We start from the raw sequence: 26,875 nt of genomic DNA on the forward strand, positions 1-26,875 counted from the left end.
TATTCATCATTTTCAGCTTGTTATTTGGGATCAATTATCGCCTGCGCCATTTCGAGGAGCGACGGAAAATAATAATTCACCAGCCTTGGATTTTCGGTGGCAATGCTGTGGCTTTCGCCGATAAGAGCGGTGGTCATCTCCAGGCGCCGGCCAAAGAGCATATCGCTGCGGGAATCGCCGGCAATGATGGATTTTTTGAAACGAATTTCCGGGAAATCTTTCCGCGCTTTCAGTGCCATGCCCACATTGGGTTTGCGGTCGAAAGGACGATCTTTGGCCAACCCGCTACAATGATAAATCCTGTCGATGCTTCCGCTGGCAGCTTTCACCTCCTGAAGCATCTTCCGGTGAACTTCATGTAACATTTCTTCTGTCATCAGCCCACGACCAATACCTTGCTGGTTGGTAACCACTACGATGCGTCCAAAGATTTCACTAAAGATTTTTATGGCTTCCCCCACCCCGCTTAACAGCCTGAACTCATCGGTTTGTTTTATATAATCGCCCACAATCCTTTCATTGATTACGCCGTCGCGATCCAGAAAAAGCGTCCAGGATTTAGAAATATGCAAATTCTTTAAAGTCATCTTGTGCTTTTTGATAATCGGCTGGTATGCCGATGTCGATAAAATACTGGCGGCATATCAAACCAAAGATTCTGTCGGCGGAGTAATATTTTTGCAAAAAGTCGCGCTCAAACGAAAATTTCTCCGGCAACTGTTTTGAATTAAAATATCGCTTGTTGATCATGTACATCCCAGCATTGATCAATCCTTTGCCAGTAGATTGATTTTTTTCAGCAAAACCGGTAATCCGGCGCTCTTCATCCATGGTCACGCTGCCATAACGGCTCACATCGTTCGCTTCATACAATGCAAGGGTGATCACAGCCTCGCTGCTGCGCTGTGCGTTAAGAAGTTTTGGCACGTCCATTTCAAAAAAGGTATCACCATTCATCACCAGCACCAGCGGCTCCTGCACTTGCTGCATCGCCAGTCGCAGTGCTCCTCCGGTACCCAACGGTTCTGATTCGATGGCATAGTCGAGCTGCAAATCGGCAAAAACATTTCCATAGTGTTCCGTGATAAGCTGATGTTTATGACCGACCGAAAGAATTACGCGTTTTAATCCCAAATCATCGAGGTATTGCAACAGATAATCGAGAAACGGGCGGCCATTTACCGGCGCCATACATTTCGGCAATTCCTCCGCAATGGTTCCGCTAAGGCGTGTGCCAAGCCCTCCGGCCAGAATAATGGCTTCTTTTATCATCGTGGGAAAAGGGTTGATTCGACAAACTGACAAATAATGTGTCCTAGCATAATGTGCACTTCCTGGATGCGCGGCGTATCGTTGGAAGGTACGGTGAGCAGCAGGCTGCAAAGGGTTTTCATCTTACCACCATCATTACCGGTAAGTCCAACGGTGACCATACCTGCCTCGGTGGCAGCGAGCAATGCTTTGATAATGTTGGGAGAGTTGCCGGAAGTAGAAATGGCCACCAGCACATCGCCTTCGCGACCTGCCGCTTTTACCATGCGGGCGTACACCTCGTCGAAACTATAGTCGTTGGCAACAGCCGTAAGAAACGAGGTGTTGGTGTGCAGCGCTTCGGCATAAAGCGGTGGACGATCGTAATAATAACGACCCGAAAGTTCTGCCGCCAGGTGCTGTGCGTCGGCAGCACTGCCACCATTACCACAAAACAGAACCTTCCCACCAGTAGCAAATGTCGCGGTCATCGCATCGGCAACCGCCTGCAGCATTTCCGGTAATTTGTCGTCAGCCAGAAGTGCCTGCCGAAGGTCAATACTGCTTTGTATAATTTCTTTGATCATAACGCCCATGTGTGAAAAGGGTGCAAAGATAATTTTTTCGGCGATCAGACTTGGGAATTGGGAGCTTATCAGCATCAATGTTTGAAAGATTGCGAAGCTATTTTTTAATCTTACCTCCGACTATTCAGACCTCACCCCCGACCCCTCTCCTGAAGGAGATGGGAGCTCTACTGCCAGGCATTGAGAGTGTTTGGGAAATGTTTTGCTTCGTTTAGGTTCTACCATAATGCCACGAAAGTGAGCTCCCTTCTCCGTGTCGGGTAAGCATCGGGGATAAGGCTATAAAAAAAGCTCCTTTCCACCAAAAGGCGAAGAAGGAGCTATTTTTAAATTTAATCTGATTTATTGGATTATCACCTTTTTAACATCCACACCCGCTTTGCTTGTAACTTTAAGCAGGTAGAGGCCGGTAGAGAATGACCGCACATCCACTTGCATGCGTTCTCCGTTCCAGGCAAATCTTGAAACTACTTTTCCCGAAAGGTTAATAAATTCAACTGTTGAATTTTGATTGCGGTCAGGCTGGTAGGATTCCAGTGTAAAAAAGTCGGATGCAGGGTTGGGGTCAACACGCAGACCTGTCAATTCCAGAGCCGGCACCGAAACCGAAATCATATTGCTATAGGTAATTACATGGGTGGTCACGTTCATCAGGGGGTTAAAAGTATCCTCACAATTGGGACAGGTAATCCCTGTAACACAGTCAGGATTTGATGGATGGCACAAATCCACATAATTCGGATCAAATTCATATTCCAGGTTGAGGTTTGAAGTGCCCACAAAGCTCGTCATATCAAAATCAAAGATACGTCCGATAGAACCTGGGCACCAGCCGGCACGGTTATAAATCCAGGTGCCGTTTTGCGGCTGACAACCGGCAGGATTGGGATTGCACACCGACCACAAATCCTGCGTAAAAGTGCGGCTTCCATTCACCTTTATAAAATGGGTAGCATGATAAAATTCTGAGGCATTGCCGGTATTGTTTTCACCCCAATTGTGTCCGGTAGTCATCACCTTTAGCGTTGCGGCGGTTGCATCAGGGTGGAAATTATAAACTGCCGGAGGAACCGGTTGCAGATTGGACATATCTCCAAAAGAATATTCTCCCCTCCAGATTGGAGTAACCCATGAGTAGAGATATTCGGGAGTGCCTTTGGTAAACTCATAAAGAATATCAATCAAAAGCCCCTTGTCCCAGGTAATGCAATGGTAGCGCACATCCACTTCGCCCTGAAGCAACGAAGCATAATCGGTAACGTCGGCCTCATCGCTACAGCCCACACCAAACGGTGTTAGGTAGCGGTACATTTCAATCCAATTTCCGTCGAGGTCTTTTACTTCCACATGCGAAACGCGGTCGTAAGGATCGCAGCCGCCCTCCGGACACGAAATGGTGAGAACTGAATTAATAGTAGAAAACGCCCCTGTAAAAGTTGGAAAAACAAAGGTGCCATAAACGATTTGCTCGTCAGCATTCACCAAATCGCCGGCAAATGTCTGTACTTCCATATCTGAAATTTCATTGGTAACTTCAAAATTCACCACCTTGGTAGTAACGTTACCGCCAGTGATGGCACTGCTTACAGTCATGCTGTAATTTCCAAAGGCCGGCGGTGTCCAGTAAGTGGTATAGTGGTTATTATCACGAATGATAACATGCAATAATTGGCCTTCCAGACTGAATGTAAGTGATTCGACAAAAAGCACCTCCGGATGCTCCACCTCCGATTCGGCCACAAACATCACCGGCTTCAGCTCATCCATATAAACCTTGTTGCCGTCCACAGGCCTTCTTACTTTAAGCGTAGCGGAATAAGAGGATGCATCCACCACCTCAAACTCATTGATGAGTTCGTTGGCCGGTGCATACACATCGTCGCCGGGCTGCGAAGCCTTTACTTTTACTATTCCCGGTTCCCCGGCAAGAGTAAGAATGTTACCGGAAACGGCAGCTGGTCCTTCTATAATTGTATAAACAACCGGTAAACCGGAGCTGGCAGTTGCCTGAAGTTGAAAAGGCGCATCCGTGGTGAGTTTGTTGCCAATAGCCGGAAAGTTGATGAACTGGTAAAGTCCGTTCAGGTCGGGCTGACGTACCAAAATATTATCAAAGCCGCCTACCCCTCCCTGCGAATGGAAGAATATCCCATCCCAAACCGTATTATCGGTTTTGGTTCCGGAACCGGGCGTAAGCTCCATACTTATCCCTTGAATTTCGGCTGCTGGCAGCCAATCGCCCAAAGTGCCCAATTTGTAAAATAGAGCGATGGTTCCTACGCCGCCGTTGGCCGTAAAATCCATCACCATTTTATAGCGTATCCACCCTTCTGTATTGGCCGCAAAACTAATTTCGGTGCCTGAAGGCAGCACAAGCTTGTTGCTGGCAGGGGCTGCTTCGCGCAAATAAATATACACTCCCCCATCGTTGGGTTCGGTGGAAAGGCCGGGAGCAATATGTCCGTCACCGTCGGCATCGAAGCCAACACCAAAGAAAACGCCCCACCAGTTTCTGTGCATATCTACCTCTAATTCGATCACGCCATCCGAAAAGTCGAATTCAAAATTAGCAGTCGATTTCCGGGTAGCCGTGCGCCCAACGTTGGGGCCACCGTGTGGGTAAATTACAAACTGGCTGCCATCGGGCGATACAATCGTACCACTGGCATAGCCAATCTCGAAATCGGGAGAGGCTGCTGCGCTGTGAGCAATGGTCTTCCAGTTGTCCTGGCCATTCAAATCACCGGCATCAAGGCTGTTAAAATCATACGTCGAAACTATCTGCGACATGCCCGTCAGGAAAGCCAGCAGGAATACAAGTGTGAGTAATTGTGTTTTCATAAACTTTTTGTTTTATGTTTTACTTTTAAAAGCTTTTTCAAAAGTAGGGTATTTTATTAATACACTTTCATAATTTTTTAGATAAATTTATTTTGCTAATTGGGGGGGGGGGGATTTGATCTCACACCGACCCTAGACCTCACTCCGGCCACTCCCCGCAAGCCAGCGGGGATGGGAGCTCTACTGCGTAAAGTTGTGAGAGTTTGCAACACAAGGCACTTTATTACAAGCTACATTTTCTCTATCTCTATTTTGTGAAAATCTGTGAAACGTTGCTGTACTTTTTCTGAAAGTTTTTGCCTTACGGCGAAGGTAAGCCTGCACGTCATCTGGAAATCCTGCGCCACAATCTCCAGGTCTTCTTCTTTTATGATGCGCATCACGTCGTTCATATCGGCATAGTCAAATTTCACTTCAAAAGTATCTTTGATAATCCGGGTTACAATTTCGTTGTTGGCGATGGCGTCGGCAGTGGCAAATTTGTAGGCGTTGATAAGTCCGCGCACACCGAGCTTGATGCCACCAAAATACCGAACTACCACGATGAGACAGTTGGTCAGTTCGTTGGAAAGCAATTGGCCATGGATGGGTTTTCCGGCAGTACCCGAAGGTTCGCCGTCGTCGTTGGCGCGGTACTCCTCCTGATGATGTCCCAATATCCAGGCATAGCAGTGATGACGCGCGTCGTAATAATGTTTGCGCAACAGCTCCAACTCCTCTTTTATTTCCTCCTCGCTTTGCATCGGCATGGCATGCGCTATAAATTTGCTACCCTTGTCTTTATAGCTGCCCTCCGATTTTCGGCTCAGGGTTCTGTAAGTATCTTTTATTTCCATAATAAAACGTGACGATTCATAACGATTTGCTTTCCTGCTCATCCAGCAAATCAGGCCGGCGGGATTTGGTTTTTTGGATGGCTTTCTCCATCGACCACAGGTAAATGGCTTTTTCGTTTCCCGACAAAAGTATTTCGGGAACTTTCCAACCATTGTAATCAGCCGGGCGGGTATAAACCGGCGGGCTAAGCAAACCATCCTGAAACGAATCGGAAAGCGCCGAAGTTTCGTCGCCCAGCACGCCGGGGATGAGCCGCACGATGCTATCGGTGACCACGGCTGCCGCCAGCTCGCCACCCGAAAGGACATAGTCGCCAACGGAAATTTCGAGGGTGATGTAATGCTCGCGCAGCCGCTCGTCGATACCTTTGTAATGTCCGCAGAGCAGGATGATGTTTTGCAACGTAGAAAGCCGGTTGGCGGTGGGTTGGTCGAAGAGCCGGCCGTCGGGTGTAAGGAAAATTACTTCGTCATAATCCCGTTCACCGCGCAGTTTGTCGATCAGGTCGGCAATGGGTTGAATGGCCATCACCATTCCGGCGCCATGGCCGTAGGCATAATCATCTACACGCCGGTGTTTGTCGATGGAATAATCGCGGATGTTGTGGATATGGATCTCGGCCAGCCCCTTCGCTTTTGCCCGCTTGATAATGGAGTGATCGAAAGGGCCGGCAAATATCTCTGGAAAGATGGTGAGTATGTCGATACGCATCACAGTGTAGTTTTGATGTGAGCAATGCGCTGAATATCTTTTGATTTTCTGCCCCAACATTGGACCATTGGTTTCATAAACCGGCAGCTTTTTGTTATAAAATTTTGCATCATTTGGCAAAGGTAGCAAAATCGATTTTTTGCAGGGGAGGAGGTTCCTTCTGTGAAAGAATGTTTTTTGGAAGGGGTTTGGCGGTTTGTAGTATGGTCTCGTGCGGGATATCGAAACAATTACCCATCAGTTAACAGACTTTTTTTTACGAGGAGCCAATCTTTAAAAAACTCTGAAACACTCTTGGACCTTTGTAGTATTTCCCATCTGATGATTGCATCTTCAGTTGACTACAATTTGTAGCCACCTCACTGCCTTCCTTTTTTAATCGGGTTTTTAAAACACTCCAATACTTTCTGGGATTAACACTTTCTGTTAAGATTTCGATTACATCAACTATCGAAAAATACCATTTCTCCTGTTCATTATCCCACTGAACTCTTATTTTTTTTGAGCCAAAAAGCCTTATCGATGTCTCCTTAGTCATTTTAAAATAAATTTTTGATAAACACTAAAAACACGCTTCAATCATCTATCGTCTCGTTCAGCCATTTCCTTAAAATCCTGCTCCCAAAAGTGAAGCTACTATGTATTCTATTTCACATAACTCCTTCGGCTCTGGCTTAATTTAGCCGTCTTCCTTTCGAGTTTATGCAAAGCCGTCTTCAGGTTTTTCTTGTATTTGAAATCTATGGAAAGCAAAGTTAGGTTCAGTTCATCCTGACCCATCGAGTTAATTTTGAAAACAACATCCTTATATTCGAGAATTACCCCGTCCGACAGATAAACTTCATAATCCATCCCTTCATGAAAGTCAAATGTTAATCCCTGAAAACCGACAAATGAAACCTTGAGTTTTTTAATTTCAAAATCAGGTTTCACAGATGCCAAGCCATCCATATCCGTAAAGATCCCGGATATAATTTTGTTTTCTTCATCGATAAATGCAATTTGGACATAAGGAATCGTTTCTCCTTCCAAACTCAAAACATTAACACTTGATACTTTTTTGTTATTGGGAAAGGATTCATAAAACGATTCTGGATTCTTAATTTCTTCTGTTTTAATGATCAGGTAATGCTCAACTATTTCATAAAACCCATTACCCCGAAAATTAACTCTAAGACAGCCATCACTGCTGATCACGAAGTCAACATAACTGCTATCAAAATGAAAATATTCTGAATGTTCACTGTTGTCTTTTTCATAAAACGTGCCCTGCAGTTCTTGTGAAATAACACTATTTGTAAATAGCAAAATCAAATAGACTATGAGAATGTAATTCTTGTTTGTCATAGGGAATTTCCAAATACATTTTGATCGTAGATAACCCTCTGTGATTTTCTTTACAGTTGTTTTACCATCCCAAATCCTAAGGATGTCTTGTCAATCGACATAAGTCTCTCTTATGACACTTTTCACCACTTTAATCTCAGTATCTGAAAGCCATCCCAGTTGTTTAATAATTCGTTGTTTGTCGATCGTTCTGATTTGGTCAATAACAACCCATCCAACTTTATTGTCATGTTTTGTTTCGACTCTGGTCGGGTAGTTCTTAGTGCTGGTTGTCATGGGAGCAATTACAATCGTTCGAAGATAGTAGTTCATCTCGTTTGGTGAAATCACAACACAAGGTCTGGTTTTCTTTATCTCACCGCCAATCGTTGGGTCGAGATTAACCAAAATGATTTGATACTGGTTTATTTCCATTCCTCTAAAATTTCGTCTTCAAATACATCATCAAAAAGTAATACGTCATCGCCATGTTCGGCCATTTTTTTGAAAGCCAAACCCCAGCCTTTCCTTGGTGTTGCCAATGGTTTAATAATAATCCGCTCTTTTTCAAGAATAATTTCAACTTTATCACGAAGATTATACTTTTCGATAATCGTCTTGCTAAATCGAATTCCTTTAGAGTTTCCTATTTGAACAATTGATGCTTCCATATTTAATCTTTTAAATTTGTAGTTACAAAGTTATTACTTTTCTTGAAATGTCAATTTAAATAATAATTCATTTTTTTTAAATTCAACCTTTCAGGTTTTCAAAAGAAAAACCACTTCATCTTATCCAAATGGTTTTAATATTCACAAACTCTTTGATGCCATAGTGGGAAAGCTCGCGGCCGTAGCCGGAGTTTTTTATGCCACCAAAAGGCAGGCGGGGATCAGATTTCGTCATCCCGTTGACGAACACACTGCCCGTTTCGATCTGCCGCACCAACTGCTCCGCCTTCCGGGTGTCGCGGCTCCAGAGGCTTCCGCCCAGTCCATAATTGCTGTTGTTGGCGAGCTGGATGGCGTGCGCTGCGCTGTCGGCTTTTATCACCGCCATCACCGGGCCGAAGGTTTCTTCATCGAACAGCGGCATGCCAGCCGTAACATCCGTGACCACAGCCGGAGCAAAATAAAAACCCCTTCGCTGCAGCGGATGTCCACCCATGCGCAGTTTGGCGCCCATCTTTACAGACTTGTCAATTTGTTCCTGAAGCGCGTCCATTAGGTCGCGGCGTGCCATGGGGCCATAATCGATGTCGTCGGTGGCGGGATCGCCGGTTTTCAGACTTTCCATTTTGCGGACGGCGCGCGCCACAAAATCTTCGTACACTTCCCGAACCACAATAAACCGTTTGGCGGCAATGCAACTCTGGCCGGTATTGATCATGCGGGCAGTTACGGCTGTTTCGACACATTTTTCCATATCGGCATCAGCCAAAACGATGAAGGCGTCGGAGCCACCAAGCTCCAGCATAGTTTTCTTGAGCAGTCGTCCGCAGGTGGCGGCCACTTTACTGCCGGCATTTTCGCTGCCGGTGAGCGTTGCTGCGCGTATATTTTGATGCGCCAATATCGCGTCCACCTTATCGGAGCCTACGAGAAGCGTGCGAAACAGATTTTCCGGGGCACCGGCCTGCTCAAAGACCGACTCGATGGCCAGCGCGCAGCCGCTTACGTTGGAGGCGTGTTTGAGCAGACCAGCATTGCCGGCCATGAGCGCGGGAGCCGCAAAACGAAACACCTGCCAAAATGGAAAATTCCAGGGCATAACGGCAAGCACCACCCCCAGCGGCTCAAAGGCAACAAAGCTGCGGGTAGCGTCGCTAACAATGGTTTCATCTTTTAAAATAGTTGCAGTGTTTTCGGCATAATAACGGCACACCCAGGCGCACTTTTCTATTTCGGAGTGCGACTCACGCATCGGCTTGCCCATCTCGTTTGTCATGAGTAGCGCCAGTTCAGCCCGCCGATTTTCCAAAACTTCTGCCACCCGCATCATCAAATGCGAGCGGTGATCCATCGTCGTGGTTTTCCAATGATTCCAGGCGTCTTGCACCTGATCGATTATCCGATTGCACTGTTCGATAGTGTATGCCTCGTATTCGCGAATGAGCGCTTCGGTGGAAGGATTGATACTTTTCATAATGGTTTTCAAATTATTTTTGCGAATTTACAAATTACCGCTAATCCGATAACAATTTGAAACCAACAAGACCCATAGATTTTACCATCGTCAAAGCCATCGTGTGGGACTGGAACGGCACGCTGCTCGACGACATCGCCGCCAGCCTCAGCGCCATGAACCAAATGCTCGCCAGTCGTCAGCTCCCACTCTTGAGCCAGGAGCGTTACCGTGAGATTTTTACGTTTCCGGTGCGTGATTATTATCAGGAGGCAGGCCTGTTTTTCGATGAAGAAGAATGGGATGCTGTTGCCATGGAGTTCATTGATAACTACAGCGTTTTGCTTCCCGGCTGCGGCATCCATAACGGAGCCAACCAAATTATCAGTTATTTACAAAACCACGGCTACCGGCAATTTATCCTTTCGGCGATGCAGCAGCAAATGCTTCTGGCCTCTGTTGGAGCGTGTCTCGACGTAAAGTTTTTTGAAAGTATCAACGGGCTGAACGATCATTATGCGCACAGCAAAGAAGAAAACGCACGGTTGCTGGTGGCCAGCAGCGAATTGCAGGCTAGTGAACTTTTGATGATTGGCGATACGCTGCACGACTACGAAGTAGCCACAAGTGCCGGCATGCAATGTATTTTGTTTTCGGGAGGACACCAAACAGCCCACCGTTTAGAGGCAAGCGGGACGTTGGTAATCGATAAGCTGGAAAGTCTTAAGGAGCTGCTTTAAGCCATCAAAATTGTATCATTCCTATGCCAGTTTCACAAAGTTATCTTCAAGTTTAACGTTGAAATTTATTTCAGCTTTCAATGCTTTGAAAACCTTGATGAGGGTGTCGATGGTTGCGCTATTAGCACTTCTTTCAAGTTTTGAAATTTGCGCTTTCTGAACCCCCACAAGTTGTCCTAATTCTTCTTGCGTCAGGTTACGCTGCTGCCGTGCTGATTTTATCATTTTACCCAATACATCCATGCGAAGTTCGTACTCGTATTCGTCTCTTTCTGTGGTACCAACCTCACCAATGTACTCGTCTTTCATTTCAACCAGCGAGTAGGTTTTTATTTCTTTGGCTGCCATATGACTACTTTTTTAATTTGCTTTCGAAATATTGATCCTTAAGTTTTAATGCCTTGCTAATTTCCTTTGCAGGAACTTTACTAAACTTTTTTATGAAACCATGGGTTGCAATCACCAAAACTTTTTTATTATCCGATTTATCCCAAAATGCAAGAAGTCGAATATGAAGTCCTGCAAACTTAGTCCGAAACTCCCAAATGTCATGTTGCAGTTTCTTAAAAAGTTTAGAGTCATTTGTCTGTTCTGCAAGATCCAAGTTATAAAAGATTTTTTTGGTAGTTTTATAGTCGAGTTGTGCTATAAATGCTCTTGCTTCTTCCAAAAACCGAGTTTCAAAATACCTCATCTTATTTATCCTTGTTCAACGTTGCAAAGATATTGAAAGTTTCCAAATATGGAAACGCAAAAGTTTTCGTTTGGCCGAATGTAGCCAAAGCAATTAATTTTATTCTTGCAACCCGCATCATTTATTTTGAATCGTCGAAATCCTCAACATCAATAGGCTCATAGTTTTCGGCCGGCAGCTCAATCATCACCTCCTGGCCAGTTTTCATGCCATTCACAAAATATTCAATGCGTTCCACCTCACCGCTTTCGATATAATACACCCATGCTCCCGTTTTCAAACCGTGGTTGTATCTGCCGGCAGCGCGCACTTTGCCGTTGGGCTGGTAAAAAGTGATAGTGTCGTGTAGGATGTCGTTTACAAAAACGCCTTCAGTTTTTAGCTTTCCATCTTTAAAATATTGAATCCATTTACCATCTTTTAAACCGCGGTCGTAATGAAGGATTTCAGCAGTATCACCATTTTGATAAAAAATATAAAAGTCGTCTTGCAGCGTGTCTTTGTGATAATTTTCGATGGTAAGCAGTTGGCCGTAATGGTCGTAATATTTCCAAGCACCTGATTTCAATCGATTGAGATAATTCCCTTCGGACTGCACCACTCCGCCAGGATGAAATGATTTGGTCGCTGCCCGCGTTCCGCCGTCGCTCATTATCTGCCGCACCTTGATACGCGCTGCCTCGTCGTAATAAATAAATTCGCCAACAGGCACATCATCGGTAAATTGTCCGCGGTAGATCAGCCGCCCAGTAGCATCTTTTTTTATCCAGGTTCCCTGACGGCGCCCCTGAGCGTCGGTTTGGTTCAGCGTGTCAGAAGTTTGCGCGATGGCTGCAAAATTCCACATCAAAACCACACTCATCATCAGCAAAAGATTTTTCATTTTCATTGTCATAAAATTAAGCAGGTGATTCTTGCGTAATAAAAAAACTTCTTTTATAATCGCACCAAAACAACGGAAAAATTTGGTCATTATTTAGCACCCAAGACCAAAGCACTACTTTTGCAAAAACCAGACGATCAAAACCAATGAATACATATTCATCCAAACTTCTTGAAAACGCCGTTGACGAGCTTTCTCGTCTGCCGGGCATCGGGCGTCGCACGGCGCTGCGCCTGGCGTTGCATCTGCTGGGCGAAGAAAAGATTACCGTTGAAGCACTTGCCAACTCTCTGACGACGCTACGCAACGAAATAAAATTCTGCCGCTCCTGCCACAACCTATCCGACAGCGAAATGTGCGACATCTGCCGCGACAGCCGCCGTAACCGCGAGATTATTTGCGTGGTAGAAGATATTCGCGACGTGATGGCCATCGAAAAAACCAGTCAGTACCGTGGCTTGTACCACGTGCTGGGCGGCATAATCTCACCCATGGACGGCATCGGACCAAAAGACCTTACCATCGATAGTCTGCTAGAAAGACTACAAACCGGAGAAGTGAAAGAAGTGATTTTTGCTTTGGCAGCCACCATCGAAGGCGACACCACCAATTATTATCTGTACAAACAAATCAAGGATTTCGATGTAAAAGTAACCGCCATTGCGCGCGGGGTGTCGGTGGGCGATGAACTGGAATATGCTGATGAGATAACGCTGGGACGCTCCATCATTACGCGTTACCCTTACGAAAATGCTATGTCCCGTTGAAACCTGCGCTACCGTTCGTATTGTTTTTTACCTAAAAGCCACAAAGGCACAGAGAATTATAAAGCTATTCTTCTTCATTTTTTCCTCTGTGTCTCCGTGCCTCCGCGATTTACTCTTGCTTTTCGATTGGGTTCCTCTGATATTCTTCTTCGGCTTCGCTGGCGCGCAATGCCTCCTCAAAAAGATCGAGCTGGTTGGGCGAAATAAATGACTGGGGAACCTGCTGGTCGTCGGGAAGGTTCAGGTAATGTTCGATTGATTTTTTGATGAGCTTTATCCGGGTAAGTCCTCGCGCTTTACAGTACTTGTCGAGCGACTTTTTCTGCAACCTTCCGAGTTTAAAGGTGACGGTGCTAAACTTATGTGGAGTTTGCTTTTTCTTTTTTTGACGCGCCATAGCTGATCATTTTGTTTCGGCCATAAAAATAGAAAATCCTCGTGTGTCCCACCCAAAAGCCCGTTATTACTTATCCACAATTGGTTTTTTTGTTGTTAACAAACCGAAATTGTGACAACTGAGTTTTGTAGTAATTCAGGTTTTAAATTCCTGCAATGGATTTTATTTCATCAATAATTTTTTCTGCCAATACCTTTGCCTGTCCGGGTGACGTGCTTTCGGCATAGATGCGAATAATCGGCTCGGTGTTGGATTTGCGCAGGTGTACCCATTCTTTTTCAAAATCCACTTTTACGCCGTCGATGGTAGTAACGCGCTCCTGGCTGTAACGGGCAGCCATTTTCTTTAAAATTAAATCCACATCCAGCGCTGGCGATAATTCGATTTTATTTTTCGACATAAAATAAGCAGGATAACGCTTGCGAATTTCGGTAGGCGTTGCTTTTTGCTTTGCCATAAAAGTAAGGAATAGCGCAACACCCACCAGCGAGTCGCGGCCATAATGCGCCGCAGGATAAATGATGCCGCCGTTACCTTCGCCGCCGATTACAGCGTTAGTTTTCTTCATCAGCTCCACCACGTTCACCTCTCCCACTGCCGAAGCCTCATAACTCCCGCCCGCCGAAATGGTGACATCGCGCAAAGCCCGCGACGACGAAAGGTTGCTCACCGTATTTCCAGGCGTATGGCTGAGCACATAATCGGCTACAGCCACCAGCGTGTATTCTTCGCCAAACATTTCGCCATTTTCACAAATAATAGCAAGCCGGTCCACGTCGGGATCTACCACAAAACCGACATCATAATCGCCTTCGCGCATCACTTTTGCTATTTCGGTGAGATTTTCGGGAAGGGGTTCGGGATTGTGCGGAAAATTTCCGTTTGGGTCACAATAGAGTTTCTTGATCTTTTTTACGCCAAGTGACTCCAGCAACGCCGGAATGGCAATGCCTCCGGTAGAATTGACGGCATCGATAACGACTTTAAAATCCGCCTTGCGAATGGCTTCCGCATCCACCAAGTCGAGGTCGAGTACCTGACGAATATGCTGATCGATGGTGCCGGTGCGCATAACAAGTATTCCCAATTCGGTTGCTTCCGCAAATTGGATTTCGTCAGAATCGGCAAGTCGCAGAATTTCTTCGCCATCAGCAGCTGAGAGAAACTCACCGTGGCGATTGAGCAACTTCAACGCATTCCATTGTGCCGGGTTGTGACTAGCAGTGAGGATTATCCCGCCATCGGCTTTCTCGGCTGTCACCGCAACTTCTACTGTGGGCGTGGTAGAAAGTCCGGTATCGATCACATCAGCGCCCATCGCCATCAAAGTGCCTGTTACGAGCGCATTTACCATGGCTCCGGAGATGCGGGCATCGCGCCCTACTACAACGGTGATGCGTGACGTATTGCTTTGATGCTGAATGAAACGCGCGTAAGCCGACGTAAATCGTACAATGTCCAACGGAGTGAGCGCTGTGCCTGGAGCGCCACCGATTGTGCCGCGGATTCCTGAAATGCTTTTGATAAGTGCCATAATTACTTTTTTGCAAAAGTAAAATTATCGCTAATTTTGCCGGGATTATTAAAGAATGTTTTATGACAGAAGATTTTGATCCTTTCAGCCACGATGTAAACGACCTGGTCGGCAAGTTTGATGAAATGATCAGACAGGATAAGATGTATTTTTTTGACGTTGAGGAATTTGAAGAGATCATCGACTTTTATCTCGACCAAAATATTACCAAAAAAGCACGCAAGGCCATCGACTATGCCATGCGGCAGCATCCATCGTCGACGGTTTTTATGTTGCGCAAAGCCCAATATTATGCTGATGTAAACAATACCACCAAAGCTTTGGACATTCTGCACAAGATAGAGGTGCTTGAGCCACAAAATCCGGAGATATTGGCTACCAAAGGCGCTGTTTACAGCCAGTTGAAGCAATACAAAGAAGCCATCAGCGAGTATGAAAAAGCCATTATCTACTCCGATGAAAAAGATGATTTGTACACCCGCATAGCTTTCGAGTATGAAGAAATAAAAGAATACGATCAGGCCATCGAATACCTGGTAAAAGCACTCAAGTTCAATCCCGAAAACCAGGGAGTGATTTATGAACTGGCGTTTTGCTATGAGTTGGCTGGGCGCGAGGCTGAAGGCATTGCGTTTTTTGGAGATTTTCTCGACAAGAATCCTTATTCTGATATTGCCTGGTTTAATCTGGGGATCGCCTACTCTAACCAACAGCTTTACGAAAAAGCCATCGATGCTTACGAGTTTGTCATCGCCATAACACCTGATTTTTCTTCCGCTTATTTCAACAAAGCCAATGCGCTGGCGAATTTGGAGCAATATCAGGAAGCTATCAAATACTACCAGGAAACTCTGGAGATGGAAGTTGCCGACGGGATGACACATTATTACATCGGCGAATGTTACGAAAAGCTGGATGATCTCGAAAATGCATACACCAACTACCGCACTGCCGCCAGACTCGAACCCGAGGTTTCTGATATCTGGGCCGGACTGGCTATTGTTTCCGATCGTACCGGCAACGGTAAGGCCGCTATAAAATATATCCGCAAAGCTTTATCAATAGAAGAATCCAACATGGATTTCACCCTAATACTTGCCGACATGTGCGCTCGTTATGGTAAACTTGACGAGGCTATCACCCATTATCAGGATGCCGTCAAGCGCGAGGCAGAACATCCGGATGTGTGGCTCGAATATTCGGGTATGTGGTACGATTTGCAAGATCTGAAGCAAGCCATCGAAGTGATCATGCGCGGCATCGAAGCACAGCCATCCAACGCAGATCAATATTATCGTCTGGCAGGGTATCTGGCTAAAAAAGGTCGTACCAAAGAAGCGTATCAGAATTTTGAAATCGCGCTGCACATGGACGCTACGGCTTATGAACAATTCTTCGAATACTTCCCGGAGCTCAAACGGGACCTTCAGTTTCACAATCTTATCGATCAATACAAGAAAAACACAGACGCATGATGAAATACCTCACCCTGGTGCTCAAGGGCATGGCCATGGGCGCTGCCGACGTGGTGCCAGGGGTTAGCGGCGGAACTATTGCTTTTATCACAGGCATCTACGAAGAACTGATCTTTTCGATCAAAAGCATCAATTATCCAAATCTGAAACTTCTTTTCCGGGGCAAAGTAGCTGCTTTCTGGAAAGCCATCAATGGTACATTTCTGCTGAGCATCGTTGTGGGCATCGGCATCAGCGTACTTTCGCTGGCACGGCTGCTCACCTTTATCCTCGAAAACTACCCGGAGCTTATCTGGTCGTTTTTCTTCGGGCTTATCGTGGCTTCGGCCATTTATGTGGCCAAACAAATTAAAGTTTGGAATCTCTCCACCTGGCTTTCGCTCCTGGCGGGCATTGTGGTTGCTTACGTCATCACCGAAATCACACCCGCCGAAACCACCGACGCCTGGTGGTTTATCTTTCTCTCGGGAGCCATCGCCATCTGCGCCATGATTTTGCCCGGAATCTCCGGCAGTTTTATTCTTTTGTTGCTGGGCAAATACACCTACATCATGGGCGCTGTGAGCGAATTAAAAATCGGCATCCTGGCTATTTTTCTCGCCGGAGCCGTAGTGGGAATTGTTTCGTTTTCTAATGTGCTTGCTTTTTTATTAAAAAAATATCATCACCAGACCATCGCACTCCTGGCGGGTTTTATGGCCGGCTCACTCAACAAAGTGTGGCCCTGGAAAAACGATATTGAGATGTTCGGCGTGCTCAAGCCGCTGTTGCAGGAAAACGTACTGCCACACAACTATACCGGCGATCCGCATCTTTACGGCGCCATCTTGCTGGCCATAGTGGGCTTTGTGTTGATCTTTGCCATCGAATGGCTTGCTACACGCAAACAAACTTCGACGCCGGAATTATAATGAGCCGCTGATCTTAGCCATCGAATGGCTTGCCACACGCAAAAGAGTATGAAAACTTACGCCCTTATCGGAAAAACGCTGACGCACTCATTTTCGAAGGCTTTTTTTGATGAGAAGTTCCTTCGCGAAAACATTGCCAGATGCCGGCATCTCTTAGCACCACTTCCTTCAATCGATGAGCTGATTCCTTTTATAAATACCGATCCAACTTTGGTGGGCCTCAACGTAACGATACCCTACAAAGAAGCTGTGCTGCCGCTGCTCGACGAGCTGGATCAAGTTGCCGGCAAAGTTGGCGCTGTTAATACAATCGTGATAAAGCGCCATGGGGAATCTTTATGGCTCAAGGGCTACAACACGGATGTTTTTGGATTTCAAAATAGTTGCGAGGGATTAGTACACGCGCAGCATGCTTTGGTGCTTGGATCGGGTGGCGCTGCAAAAGCAGCCCGCTATGTTTTGCAACAAAATGGAATCGACTATTTGACGGTTTCACGAAATCCAAAAAACAATAGCCAAATAGCTTATCGCGATGTGAATGCTTCACTTTTAAAAAACCACACTTTAATCATCAACACCACACCGCTGGGCATGTTTCCGGATATTGAAGCATGTCCGGCCATCCCCTATCACCTGCTTGGCTCACAACATTTTCTTTTCGATATGATTTACAATCCTGCCGAAACCGAATTTCTAAAAAGAGGAAAAGCTGCCGGAGCCACCACACAAAACGGCCTGTTGATGCTCACCCTCCAGGCCGAGAAGGCATGGGAGATTTGGAGTAGCAATTCAGAATTATAATTGAATACGAATATCGAATAAAGCCTGCCCTGCGGTGGCTGAGCTTGTCGAAGCCAGCGTAGCCGAACCAAGCCAAAGGGAATATCGAATTTAGACCCGGCAAAAAAAATGTTGAAAATCAGAATCCTTTTTAGGGTCGGGGTAAATTCTGATTTTCAACAGTTATAGTTTTCTTGGAAACACTAAATATTACGCCATCTTATTGAATAATAAACTTCGCCTTTCCTCTCGCTTCACCATTGCTGAAAACGATAGCGAGATACACACCCGGTGCCCAGGCTGAAACCTGCAGTTCGGTATCCTGCTGGTCTTTGTAAACCTTTTGGCTGTGCACTATTCTGCCCAGGTTGTCGAAGCAGCGCAGCTCCATATTTTGGTGGTGGCCGGTGTTGGCAAACTCCAGCGTTAGCTTTCCGTGTGTTACCGGGTTGGGATACGCCTTTACCGGTATCCAGCGCAGGCTCTCGTAGTAAACATCCGGTGGTGGCAACTCATTTACATTTACCGGCGTAAGGCAGGCGGTAAGGTCTAAAGTTGACGACTGGATGGTGTGCGGACACAAGCTGTCGTACACCCGCTGCGTAGTATCAAAAGCAACCGACTCCAGGTCTGCATTTATTTTGCGCAGGAGTATGTCGAACCACAAAGAGTTGTTTTGTTTCTTAGCACCTGCTAAAACAAAGTTATCATCATAGGTTTTATGTAGCGCTATGGTTATAGGATAAAATGATGATTCAGTGTGAAACTTATAAACATTCCCGGAAGTATCAATAATAATTTCACCAATTGGATTATCTACTTTATCCGGTCCAAAAAAGGAAATCATTAAAAGAAGAGAATCATTGATTCTTTCAATTTCGCCAGCGGAACTGGTTATTACATCTGAACCTATAGAGTCGTTTGGAATATCTACATACTTCAATTCCTTTCCATCTGTTTTTATAAACATCATGGACGAAGCAATCTCATATAACGCTGGTAGAGTGTATCTTGCACCCACAGCCATAATAATGCTATCATTTACAGGAAACAAGCTGCCAGCCATCCCAATGACACTGTCTTCAACCATGAAAGGAATAACGAATTTCTCTTTAAAGGAACTATCTATGCCAATAAACAACGGGCGTAGCCACATATGATTAGGATTATTCGGAAATGGATAGTAGCAATATCCAGCCATGTAATAGCTCCCTTTAAAATACAATAAGTGTTCTATGTGGGGAAACTCCATTAATGGATATTTATGCTTGGAAGCGTAAGGTTTCTTCCATAGCTGATTACCTGACAAATCAAAAGCTACTAAATGAATTTTAAAGTCAGAGTTCCCTTCATACCATACCAATACAATCAATTCATTGTTGCTATTTATGAGCAGGGAAGGGGAAAAGCCATGGCTAAAATTATCATCATCCAGCATCTTACACCACACAAGGTTGCCACATACATCCAGCATGGATACATAGGGCCATTGGGCTGTCTTTGTTTGTACCATCCCACACAAATATTTATTCCCATCGCTATCAAAGCAAGCCTGATTGGTTATCAGAGTATATTCTTCATGCTTTAGTTTTTTATCGTATAGGAGGTTTCCGTTTACATCCGTCTTTATGCTCCAGGCATCCCCTTCGTAGCCAATCCAACTGCGACCTGAAACAAACAAACCCTTGTCGTAATCCTCCATGACATGACGCGCCGATTCATTGCGTGTGGGTACCCCGTGGATAACTTCCCACCGGTAGTTTTGCCCCGCCAGCAGCGTAGGCAGGCATACCAATAAGAGTTGAAATATGATATTTTTCATCTTTATATGTTATTAACGAATCCCGTGGCCGGTGGCCACGGGATTCGGGTTAATACTAACGGGCTAAAGTAAATTTGGTACTTTCGATCAGCTTTCCGTTGCGCATCAGCGACACCACATACAATCCCGGCTTCCAGCCACGGGTATCGAGGGTTAGCTCGTCCTGCATGTTCCCGGTTTGGCCGGCATATACAAGATGGCCCTGCTGGCTCCTTACTTCGATGCCTGCCATACCTTCGTTTTCCATCTGGTAGCTAAGTATCACATAATCCTTTGCCGGGTTAGGCTTCACCATCAGGTATTGCGGCGGCTTTGCCTCAAGCAGCTTGTTATAGGTATCGGCGGCTTCGGCAGCCTTGTACATATCCGGCAGAATCACCGGTTCGAGGTATTCCGTCATCGCCAAGGCACGCAGCACGTTCCGTGAAAATACTGCCGACAGCCCGTTACCCGCTGCTACCATCCCGCTTAGTTGGGCTAACGCCAGGTTATCGGGTTGCAACACGTGCAGGGTATCTGCCTGCAATTCGGCCTGAAGTTGGTAGTAAGCAGCCAGTTGCTCATGTGCCTGTTGTTGTGCGGCAGTCAGATCAAACGAGGCAGGTATGCCGCTCAAAACGGCTGCGCCCGCCTGCGTGGCGTTGTGCTGTAGCTTCAAAAACGCCAGCAGATATTTGCTGTGCAGTGCATCATCGCTTTCGAGCAAAATATATAAATCAGTTAGCGCTGCTGCAGCATCGAGGGTGTCGGCCAGAAAGGAGGCTGCCAGTGCGCTGAAAGCACTGCTTTTCTTAAGCTGCCATGCTGCCAGTTTTGCCCCTGTTTCTTCGCGCAACGATACAAGGCTGCGTCCCTGCAATATCTGCGCAATCATATAATCGGGTAAAGGCTCCCAGCGGTCGGCTAATTGTTGCAATAGGTACTCCGACTTGGCGCTGTGGGGGTTGGCAACCATGATGTCGCGCATCAGCGCTCCTGGCAATACCTCCTCTTTATTTATCGCAGCACTTACCACCGTATCCGAAAGCCAGGGTGAGGTATTCATCAGCAGGCTATACAGCTCCATAGTTTCGGGTGGCGTGCTGCCAAATACTTCTGCCTCCAGTTGTGGTGTATTGCCGGCATCCGTTAGTGCATCAAGGATGCTTTGCAATGAATCGGCATTGCTGGCAGCCTCATTTATAGTGGCCAGCAAGGCTTCAGTGTTGTTGTTACCGCCGCCTCCTACAAGATGTGACGGGCAGCCCAATTCAAAAGTCCAATCATTTAGGACATCAACAACAGTAACAGAATGACGCGTATAATCCACTGGTATTAGTCTTGGATTTGAGGGTAACGCATTATTAGGAACATAGTAAATTATATGATTGGCCTGGTTGTTAATGTCGTCAAAGTCACCATCGGGTCTGGGGCTTTCGATATAAAAGAGGTTACCCGCCATATCCTTGGGATCTTCTGTTCCGGCGCCCTGGTGGGCGGCAATGCCCTGTTCGGGCGTTTCGAGGCCGGTGGGGATCGTGATCACAATGTCGTTGTTGCACACATCAAAGTCGTTACACTTTATGCACAGGCCGGTGAGGCCGCTGCGGCTCCGGTTCTCGTTTTGCGCTACAATGCCATAGTCAAGCCCCACAAGAATGTTGCGATAGATTTCGTTGGGGTTGCTTCCCGAGCGGTTTATCACAATACCATTGCCCCGCCGCACCGAAGGCTGTGGGTTGATAAAGCTGTTTTCTTCTACCTGGTAGCCGGTACACTGGTCTAGATACACCCCATAGTTCTCATAAAAGGGGCTTGCATTTTGCCAAGGTTCAAAGTGGCACAGCACTATTTTGTCGCCGGTTGTTCCAGAGGAATAAACGCCCCGTACGTTGTTGTAAAATCCGCATTCGTCCACTGTTACCTTGTTCAGTGGCTGGGTACCCAGCACCTTGATGCCATACAACAGGTTGCTGAAAGTAGTGGTGTAAACCCCGGCATTGTTGGTTCCATTTACCAAAAACCGGGAGCCTGTGGCTTCTATGCCGGTAAGTACCATAGGAGCAGCCATTCGGTTGTCAGCAATTGTTACATTGGTAAAACCAATACCATTGATGAGTTGCATTTTAAACAGCGCATCGGGTGGCTGGGCACCGCCGTAGCCATCGCTGATGGTTACGTTACAATTCAGAAATTCGCTGAAGGACGACCCTGCACTATAGGGATAAAACCAGGCTGCTACTGTATTGTTAATCAGGTTACCGTCATCAACCCGCACATACCCGCCTGAATATTCCCACATCGTATCATCGCTGTTTTCGCGTATTCTGGTGGCTTTAACAGCACATTTGGCATTTGAAACCGTACCTCCATATCTTAAACTAACATATCCCTGGAAAAACAGGCTCGATGCATTGTTGTTGCCCCACACCTCTATGCCTTCCCAGTAGCCATCACCGCTGTCGGTAATGGTAGCGCCCAATACGAATAATTTTGCCTGCCGTTGCACCACCATTTTATGGTCTGCCGGCATGTGCAGAACACAGCCCGATAACAGGGTTAATGTTACCCCCGGTTCCACAATAATGTCGTTGCAGGCAAATATTTCGCCCGTAAACCAGGTGTCGCTGCTAATGACGAGGGGTTCAGAAGAGCCAGGCGGTTGTCCAACGGCCTGCTTATTTGCTGCCGACGCCAAAATCAAAATGGCAGCTATTAAAAAATAAATCTGTTTCATAGAGATAAGATTTTAAAAGTTTTGAAAAAATGATGTTTTGAAAATGAAATCGGTGCTTAGCGAGAGCTGTCAACCTGATTATGGAGGATACTTCAATCGGGAAAATGCAACTTTGAAATAGCGGGGGTAGGTATGTTTTATTTGTTCTGTTCTGTTCTGTTCTGTTCTGTTCTGTTCTGTTCTGTTCTGTTCTGTTCTGTTCTGTTCTGTTCTGTTCTGTTAACCGCATGCCAGATGAATTAGCCACCCAAAACAACTGACTCTCAGAGACCACTCCGGAAAGTGGGAAAAAAATATGGGAACGCCTTTTCATTTACCTGCTACAATAATTAGTTCATAACGTTTTTTTTAAGGCAACAAAGTTAAAAAATATTAATTATCAAAAACAAAATCTTTTAATAAATAAATAATTATTGCCCCCTGGCTGATCAAATACTCTACCCGACCCGTTAAATTCACTGCATTAAATGATACACTAATGCTCACCCTCCAGGCCGAGAAGTCATGGGAGATTTGGAATAGCTAACACAAAAACAATTTCTCGATTTACGCACAGCATGATAATTCATTTCAATACCAACCCCAGTATTTACTTTTTTAATGTTGATAACTCAACTTCCTGAGGAAGGTTAATAGAATATTTCTGTCGCCAATGAAGCGAATGTTAATAAATATTAGAAAATAAACTAGCCGGAATGCTTTATTTTAAAATAAATGTCTACTTTTGCACTCCTTTTGAGAAAAATAAAAGCTACAACAATGAGCAATAAATCATTATTAACGTTGGTCGATAACCTGACCGTAATTAAAGAGATGCCTGCATTCAAAGCAGGAGATACCGTCACTGTAACGTACAAAATCAGGGAAGGCGCCAAAGAGCGTTTACAAAAATATCAAGGCGTGGTTCTTCAGCGCAAAGGACAAGGCGCAACCGAAACATTCACCGTACGCAAAATTTCCAACAACATAGGTGTGGAAAGAATTTTCCCGGTAGCTTCACCGTTTATCGAGGAAATCGTCGTTAACAAGCGTGGCGTTGTGCGCCGTGCACGTATTTTCTACCTACGCGAACTGCGTGGTAAGAAAGCCCGTATCAAAGAGAAAAGAGTATAGTTTTTGTTTTTCATAATGTTTGTGTTCAAACCCCGCCTTTGGCGGGGTTTTGTTATTTGGGGTCATACCTCCGTCACTTCACCCTCCTTTGCCAAAGAAGTATTGGCAAACACAGCTGTGGCCTCCTCTAATATCCCATCCAGCTTTTTGTAACGCGCCGAAAAATGCCCCAGGAGCAAATGCTTTGCTCCGGCTTCTCTGGCGGTAAGAGCGGCCTCTGCGGCTGTGGAGTGGTATTTCTCTCTGGCCACCTCTTTGAGTTCTTCCATAAAGGTAGCTTCATGGTAAAGCAGATCAGCACCCTGCACATACTGCGCAATATCCGGATTGTAACGTGTGTCGGAGCAGTAAGCAAAAATGCGTGGCGGCGGAGGCTGCCGTGTGATTTGTGCGTTGGGATAGACAATGCCAGCAGGACTAACGTAATCGGCGCCATTCTTTATGCGCATCATCCAGGCAACCGGAACATCTTCCTTTAGCAGAAACTCTTTGTCAATTTTGCGTCGTCTTGGCTTTTCGCCAAAAATAAAACCAGTAGTTTCAATTCGATGGTCAAGCGGAAATGACTTTACAAAGTGCTTATCCGACTCGTAAATTACTTCCTCTTTGTCGGCTTGCGTAGGATGAAAAATCAGTGGATACACCAGCTCGGTCTGCGAGGCTTCCAGTTGTAGTTGTACAATCTCTTCGAGACGGGACGGACCGAACAAATGTAATTCCTTGTCGCGTCCCAGCAGGTGCATGGTAGAAATAAGCCCGATGACGCCAAAAAAATGATCACCATGCAGGTGGCTGATAAAAATGTGATTGATCTTTTGAATCTTGTAATGCATGCGCCGCAGTTGTATCTGCGTGCCTTCGCCACAATCTACCAGATAGTATTTGTAGTCCATGTTGAGCAAAATTGCCGACGGATTTCGTGTGGAAGTGGGTGTGGCAGCACTGCTGCCCAGAATAGTGGCGGTAAATACGGGTGCTTGCATGGGTTTGTTTTGTGCAAAGATAGTTTTTGAATGTAGAAGATAAAAAAAAGCTGTTCCACAAAGTGCAGAACAGCTTTTTTATTTATGAATAAAATCGACGCCGCGAAGATATCACGGCATAGCCTGATGCATTATTTCTTCTTTTCGTCGGCTTCGTCGGTTTCTTTGGTAGCATCTCCGGCCTTTTCTTCGGTCGGTTCGTCAGCTTTTTCTTCGACAGGTTCTTCAGTCGGTTCGTCAGCCTTTTCTTCGGCAGGTTTTTCTGTCGGTTCGTCGACTTTTTCGTCGGTAGCTTTCTCGTCAGAGGCTTCTACTTTTTCTTTATCCGCACCAGCTTTGGATTTTTTAGTTTCCTTTACCTTAGCGTCGTCGGTTTCGGCAGCATCTTCGGGAGCTTCAGGAACTTCAGTAGCTTCTGCAAGCAGCTGGCTTTCGTCAGCTTTCTCCTGATCATTCTCTTCCTGCTTGCGGGCACGAATTTCCAGCTTTTCACGTGCGGCCTGCTCCATCTCCGATTTCAGCTCAGCCAGTTCGCTGATGTCGCCCAGAGTGGTTTTCTCGAGGTTATCCTTCATTTTTCTCACAACCTGTTTGTTGGAACGGGCCTGAGCTTTTTGTTCATTATCTTCTTTGGATTTCTCGGCAGAGAGCACATCCTGGAACACGCGACTGTGCGAAAGGATGATCTTTTTATTTTCTTTAGAAAACTCAATGACTTTAAAGTCGAGTGATTCGTCGACTTTGGCCATGCTGTTGTTTTCTTTTTGCAAATGACGCGTGGGAGCAAATCCTTCCACACCATAAGGCAACGTCACCACCATACCTTTGTCGGTAGCTGTGGCAATGGTTCCTTTGTGGATAGAGCCAACGGTGAAAACAGTTTCGAAGACATCCCATGGATTTTCTTCGAGCTGCTTGTGGCCCAGGCTCAGACGACGGTTTTCTTCATCCACATCCAAAACGATCACTTCGATGGCTTCGCCAATCTTGGTGAACTCGGCAGGATGCTTTATTTTCTTGGACCATGAAAGGTCGGAGATATGAATCAAACCATCCACACCTTCTTCGAGTTCTACAAAGATTCCGAAGTTGGTGAAGTTGCGCACCACAGCGCTATGTTTGGAAGAAACAGGGTAACGCCCTTTGATATTTTCCCATGGATCGGGGATGAGTTGCTTCATGCCCAGCGACATTTTGCGCTCTTCGCGATCGAGGGTAAGGATAACGGCATCAACCTCATCGGCTACTTTCAGGAAATCCTGAGCGGTGCGAAGGTGCTGCGACCACGACATTTCCGAAACGTGGATCAATCCTTCTACTCCGGGAGCTATCTCTACAAAAGCGCCGTAATCGGCAATCACAACTACTTTTCCTTTTAATTTATCACCTACTTTCATTTCAGGATCAAGCGCATCCCATGGATGTGGGGTAAGCTGCTTAAGGCCTAAAGCAATACGTTTTTTGCTTTCGTCAAAATCAAGGATAGCCACTTTGATTTTCTGGTCGAGTTCCACGATTTCTTCGGGATGGTTGATACGGCCCCATGATAAATCTGTGATGTGCACCAGACCGTCAACGCCACCCAGGTCGACGAATACACCGTAAGAGGTGATATTCTTAACGGTACCTTCGAGCACCTGACCTTTTTCGAGTTTGGCAATGATCTCGGCTTTTTGCTGTTCGAGTTCGCGTTCGATGAGTGCTTTGTGCGAAACAACCACATTTTTGTACTCGTGATTGATTTTCACCACTTTAAACTCCATTACTTTATCTACATAGATATCATAATCGCGGATGGGTTTCACGTCAATTTGTGAACCTGGCAGGAAAGCCTCAATGCCGAATACGTCGACAATTAAACCACCTTTGGTACGGCTCTTCACGTGGCCTTTTATCACCTCTTCAGTTTCGAAAGCCTCATTAACACGCTCCCATGATTTGAGTATCCGTGCTTTTTTGTGCGAAAGAATCAGCTGACCCGTTTGGTCTTCCTGGTTTTCCACATAAACTTCCAGCGGGTCGCCTACTTTCAGATCGGGGTTGTAGCGCAACTCAGCGCGGGGGATCACACCATCCGATTTGAAATTGATGTTTACCACAGCTTCGCGGTCGTTGAGCGCAGAGATAGTACCTGTAACTACTTCATGCTCGGCAACAGAGCTGAAAGTCTGGCCGTAAAGCTCTTCGAGCTTTTCACGTTCTGATGTTGTGTAGTTGTCCAGACCTTTATCAGCCGCATCCCAGTCGAAATCGCCGGGATCAGCAGGAGTGTCATGATGCTCATGCTTGGGCTTGCCTTTAGGCTCGTCGTCGGCGGGCATTATAGGCTCCTCTGAAGGTTCTTCGGTTGCTTCGGGATGAGGCGGCTCTGCCTCGGCAGACT

At 45.9% G+C, this 26,875-nt stretch carries 24 protein-coding genes and 2 pseudogenes; 6 read left to right on the forward strand and 20 right to left on the reverse strand.

What is annotated here, in order from left to right; translation table 11 throughout:
- Positions 1–20 precede the first annotated feature (20 nt).
- The 11 genes and pseudogenes from VFC92_12780 to VFC92_12830 form a co-directional block, all read right to left on the reverse strand.
- Positions 21–587, reverse strand: coding sequence for an HAD-IIIA family hydrolase (locus VFC92_12780; GenBank protein HZK09056.1), 567 nt, complete (start codon positions 585–587; stop codon positions 21–23).
- A complete protein-coding gene (locus VFC92_12785; GenBank protein HZK09057.1) occupies positions 559–1,272 on the reverse strand; it encodes a nucleotidyltransferase family protein in 714 nt (237 codons plus the stop codon). The genes VFC92_12780 and VFC92_12785 overlap by 29 nt, the downstream gene beginning before the upstream one ends.
- Positions 1,269–1,838, reverse strand: coding sequence for a D-sedoheptulose 7-phosphate isomerase (locus VFC92_12790; protein HZK09058.1), 570 nt, complete (start codon positions 1,836–1,838; stop codon positions 1,269–1,271). Before VFC92_12790 ends, VFC92_12785 begins: the two co-directional genes overlap by 4 nt.
- Positions 1,839–2,180: 342 nt before the next feature.
- Complete coding sequence (locus VFC92_12795; GenBank protein ID HZK09059.1) at positions 2,181–4,679, reverse strand: peptide-N-glycosidase F-related protein; 2,499 nt, start codon at positions 4,677–4,679, stop codon at positions 2,181–2,183.
- Between the two features lie 230 nt (positions 4,680–4,909).
- The gene (locus tag VFC92_12800; GenBank protein HZK09060.1) at positions 4,910–5,515 is read right to left on the reverse strand and encodes a YigZ family protein; all 606 of its coding nucleotides are present in this window, start codon (positions 5,513–5,515) and stop codon (positions 4,910–4,912) included.
- A 16-nt stretch (positions 5,516–5,531) separates the two neighbouring features.
- Positions 5,532–6,227, reverse strand: a complete 696-nt coding sequence (gene trmD, locus VFC92_12805) for a tRNA (guanosine(37)-N1)-methyltransferase TrmD (GenBank protein ID HZK09061.1) — start codon at positions 6,225–6,227, stop codon at positions 5,532–5,534.
- 310 nt (positions 6,228–6,537) lie between these two features.
- Positions 6,538–6,765 (reverse strand): annotated as a pseudogene (locus VFC92_12810) (hypothetical protein).
- Between the two features lie 107 nt (positions 6,766–6,872).
- Complete coding sequence (locus tag VFC92_12815; GenBank protein HZK09062.1) at positions 6,873–7,574, reverse strand: hypothetical protein; 702 nt, start codon at positions 7,572–7,574, stop codon at positions 6,873–6,875.
- Positions 7,575–7,664: 90 nt separating this feature from the next.
- Positions 7,665–7,988, reverse strand: a complete 324-nt coding sequence (locus tag VFC92_12820) for a type II toxin-antitoxin system PemK/MazF family toxin (GenBank protein HZK09063.1) — start codon at positions 7,986–7,988, stop codon at positions 7,665–7,667.
- Positions 7,979–8,224 (reverse strand): AbrB/MazE/SpoVT family DNA-binding domain-containing protein, encoded by a 246-nt coding sequence (locus tag VFC92_12825; protein HZK09064.1) that lies wholly within the window; start codon positions 8,222–8,224, stop codon positions 7,979–7,981. Before VFC92_12825 ends, VFC92_12820 begins: the two co-directional genes overlap by 10 nt.
- A gap of 115 nt (positions 8,225–8,339) precedes the next feature.
- Positions 8,340–9,710 (reverse strand): NAD-dependent succinate-semialdehyde dehydrogenase, encoded by a 1,371-nt coding sequence (locus VFC92_12830; protein ID HZK09065.1) that lies wholly within the window; start codon positions 9,708–9,710, stop codon positions 8,340–8,342.
- Between the two features lie 44 nt (positions 9,711–9,754).
- On the opposite strand from VFC92_12830, the gene VFC92_12835 reads away from it, so the two are divergent.
- On the forward strand, positions 9,755–10,417 hold the full coding sequence (locus tag VFC92_12835; protein ID HZK09066.1) for an HAD hydrolase-like protein: 663 nt from the start codon (positions 9,755–9,757) through the stop codon (positions 10,415–10,417).
- A 21-nt stretch (positions 10,418–10,438) separates the two neighbouring features.
- On the opposite strand, the gene VFC92_12840 is transcribed toward VFC92_12835, so the two are convergent.
- From VFC92_12840 to VFC92_12850, 3 genes are all read right to left on the reverse strand, one after another.
- The gene (locus VFC92_12840; protein ID HZK09067.1) at positions 10,439–10,765 is read right to left on the reverse strand and encodes a helix-turn-helix transcriptional regulator; all 327 of its coding nucleotides are present in this window, start codon (positions 10,763–10,765) and stop codon (positions 10,439–10,441) included.
- Between the two features lie 4 nt (positions 10,766–10,769).
- Positions 10,770–11,087, reverse strand: coding sequence for a type II toxin-antitoxin system RelE/ParE family toxin (locus tag VFC92_12845; protein ID HZK09068.1), 318 nt, complete (start codon positions 11,085–11,087; stop codon positions 10,770–10,772).
- Between the two features lie 145 nt (positions 11,088–11,232).
- Positions 11,233–12,000 (reverse strand): hypothetical protein, encoded by a 768-nt coding sequence (locus VFC92_12850; protein ID HZK09069.1) that lies wholly within the window; start codon positions 11,998–12,000, stop codon positions 11,233–11,235.
- Positions 12,001–12,140: 140 nt separating this feature from the next.
- Between VFC92_12850 and recR the strand changes: the two genes are divergently transcribed.
- Complete coding sequence (gene recR, locus VFC92_12855; protein HZK09070.1) at positions 12,141–12,761, forward strand: recombination mediator RecR; 621 nt, start codon at positions 12,141–12,143, stop codon at positions 12,759–12,761.
- A 109-nt stretch (positions 12,762–12,870) separates the two neighbouring features.
- On the opposite strand, the gene VFC92_12860 is transcribed toward recR, so the two are convergent.
- Together VFC92_12860 and glmM are read right to left on the reverse strand one after the other, a co-directional pair.
- Positions 12,871–13,158 (reverse strand): hypothetical protein, encoded by a 288-nt coding sequence (locus tag VFC92_12860; protein ID HZK09071.1) that lies wholly within the window; start codon positions 13,156–13,158, stop codon positions 12,871–12,873.
- A gap of 142 nt (positions 13,159–13,300) precedes the next feature.
- Positions 13,301–14,692 carry a phosphoglucosamine mutase gene (glmM, locus tag VFC92_12865; GenBank protein HZK09072.1) on the reverse strand — a complete coding sequence of 464 codons (1,392 nt, stop codon included), beginning with the start codon at positions 14,690–14,692 and terminating at the stop codon, positions 13,301–13,303.
- A 62-nt stretch (positions 14,693–14,754) separates the two neighbouring features.
- Between glmM and VFC92_12870 the strand changes: the two genes are divergently transcribed.
- From VFC92_12870 to VFC92_12880, 3 genes are read left to right on the forward strand one after another with little or no spacing between them, the layout of a single operon-like run.
- Complete coding sequence (locus VFC92_12870; protein ID HZK09073.1) at positions 14,755–16,167, forward strand: tetratricopeptide repeat protein; 1,413 nt, start codon at positions 14,755–14,757, stop codon at positions 16,165–16,167.
- Positions 16,164–17,078, forward strand: coding sequence for a DUF368 domain-containing protein (locus VFC92_12875; GenBank protein HZK09074.1), 915 nt, complete (start codon positions 16,164–16,166; stop codon positions 17,076–17,078). The genes VFC92_12870 and VFC92_12875 overlap by 4 nt, the downstream gene beginning before the upstream one ends.
- Before the next feature lie 48 nt (positions 17,079–17,126).
- Positions 17,127–17,879 carry a shikimate dehydrogenase gene (locus VFC92_12880; protein ID HZK09075.1) on the forward strand — a complete coding sequence of 251 codons (753 nt, stop codon included), beginning with the start codon at positions 17,127–17,129 and terminating at the stop codon, positions 17,877–17,879.
- A gap of 199 nt (positions 17,880–18,078) precedes the next feature.
- On the opposite strand, the gene VFC92_12885 is transcribed toward VFC92_12880, so the two are convergent.
- Both VFC92_12885 and VFC92_12890 read right to left on the reverse strand, forming a co-directional pair.
- Positions 18,079–19,680, reverse strand: coding sequence for a T9SS type A sorting domain-containing protein (locus VFC92_12885; protein HZK09076.1), 1,602 nt, complete (start codon positions 19,678–19,680; stop codon positions 18,079–18,081).
- Positions 19,681–19,735: 55 nt separating this feature from the next.
- Positions 19,736–22,396, reverse strand: coding sequence for a T9SS type A sorting domain-containing protein (locus tag VFC92_12890; GenBank protein ID HZK09077.1), 2,661 nt, complete (start codon positions 22,394–22,396; stop codon positions 19,736–19,738).
- A 759-nt stretch (positions 22,397–23,155) separates the two neighbouring features.
- Between VFC92_12890 and rplS the strand changes: the two genes are divergently transcribed.
- Positions 23,156–23,509 carry a 50S ribosomal protein L19 gene (gene rplS / locus VFC92_12895; GenBank protein ID HZK09078.1) on the forward strand — a complete coding sequence of 118 codons (354 nt, stop codon included), beginning with the start codon at positions 23,156–23,158 and terminating at the stop codon, positions 23,507–23,509.
- 62 nt (positions 23,510–23,571) lie between these two features.
- On the opposite strand, the gene VFC92_12900 is transcribed toward rplS, so the two are convergent.
- Positions 23,572–24,492: a ribonuclease Z gene (locus VFC92_12900; GenBank protein HZK09079.1), complete on the reverse strand. Its 921-nt coding sequence runs from the start codon at positions 24,490–24,492 to the stop codon at positions 23,572–23,574.
- A gap of 506 nt (positions 24,493–24,998) precedes the next feature.
- A pseudogene (gene rpsA / locus VFC92_12905) lies at positions 24,999–26,813 on the reverse strand (30S ribosomal protein S1).
- Between the last annotated feature and the right edge of the window lie 62 nt (positions 26,814–26,875).

It is taken from the genome of Bacteroidales bacterium, assembly GCA_035647615.1.
Lineage (GTDB): Bacteria > Bacteroidota > Bacteroidia > Bacteroidales > 4484-276 > SABY01.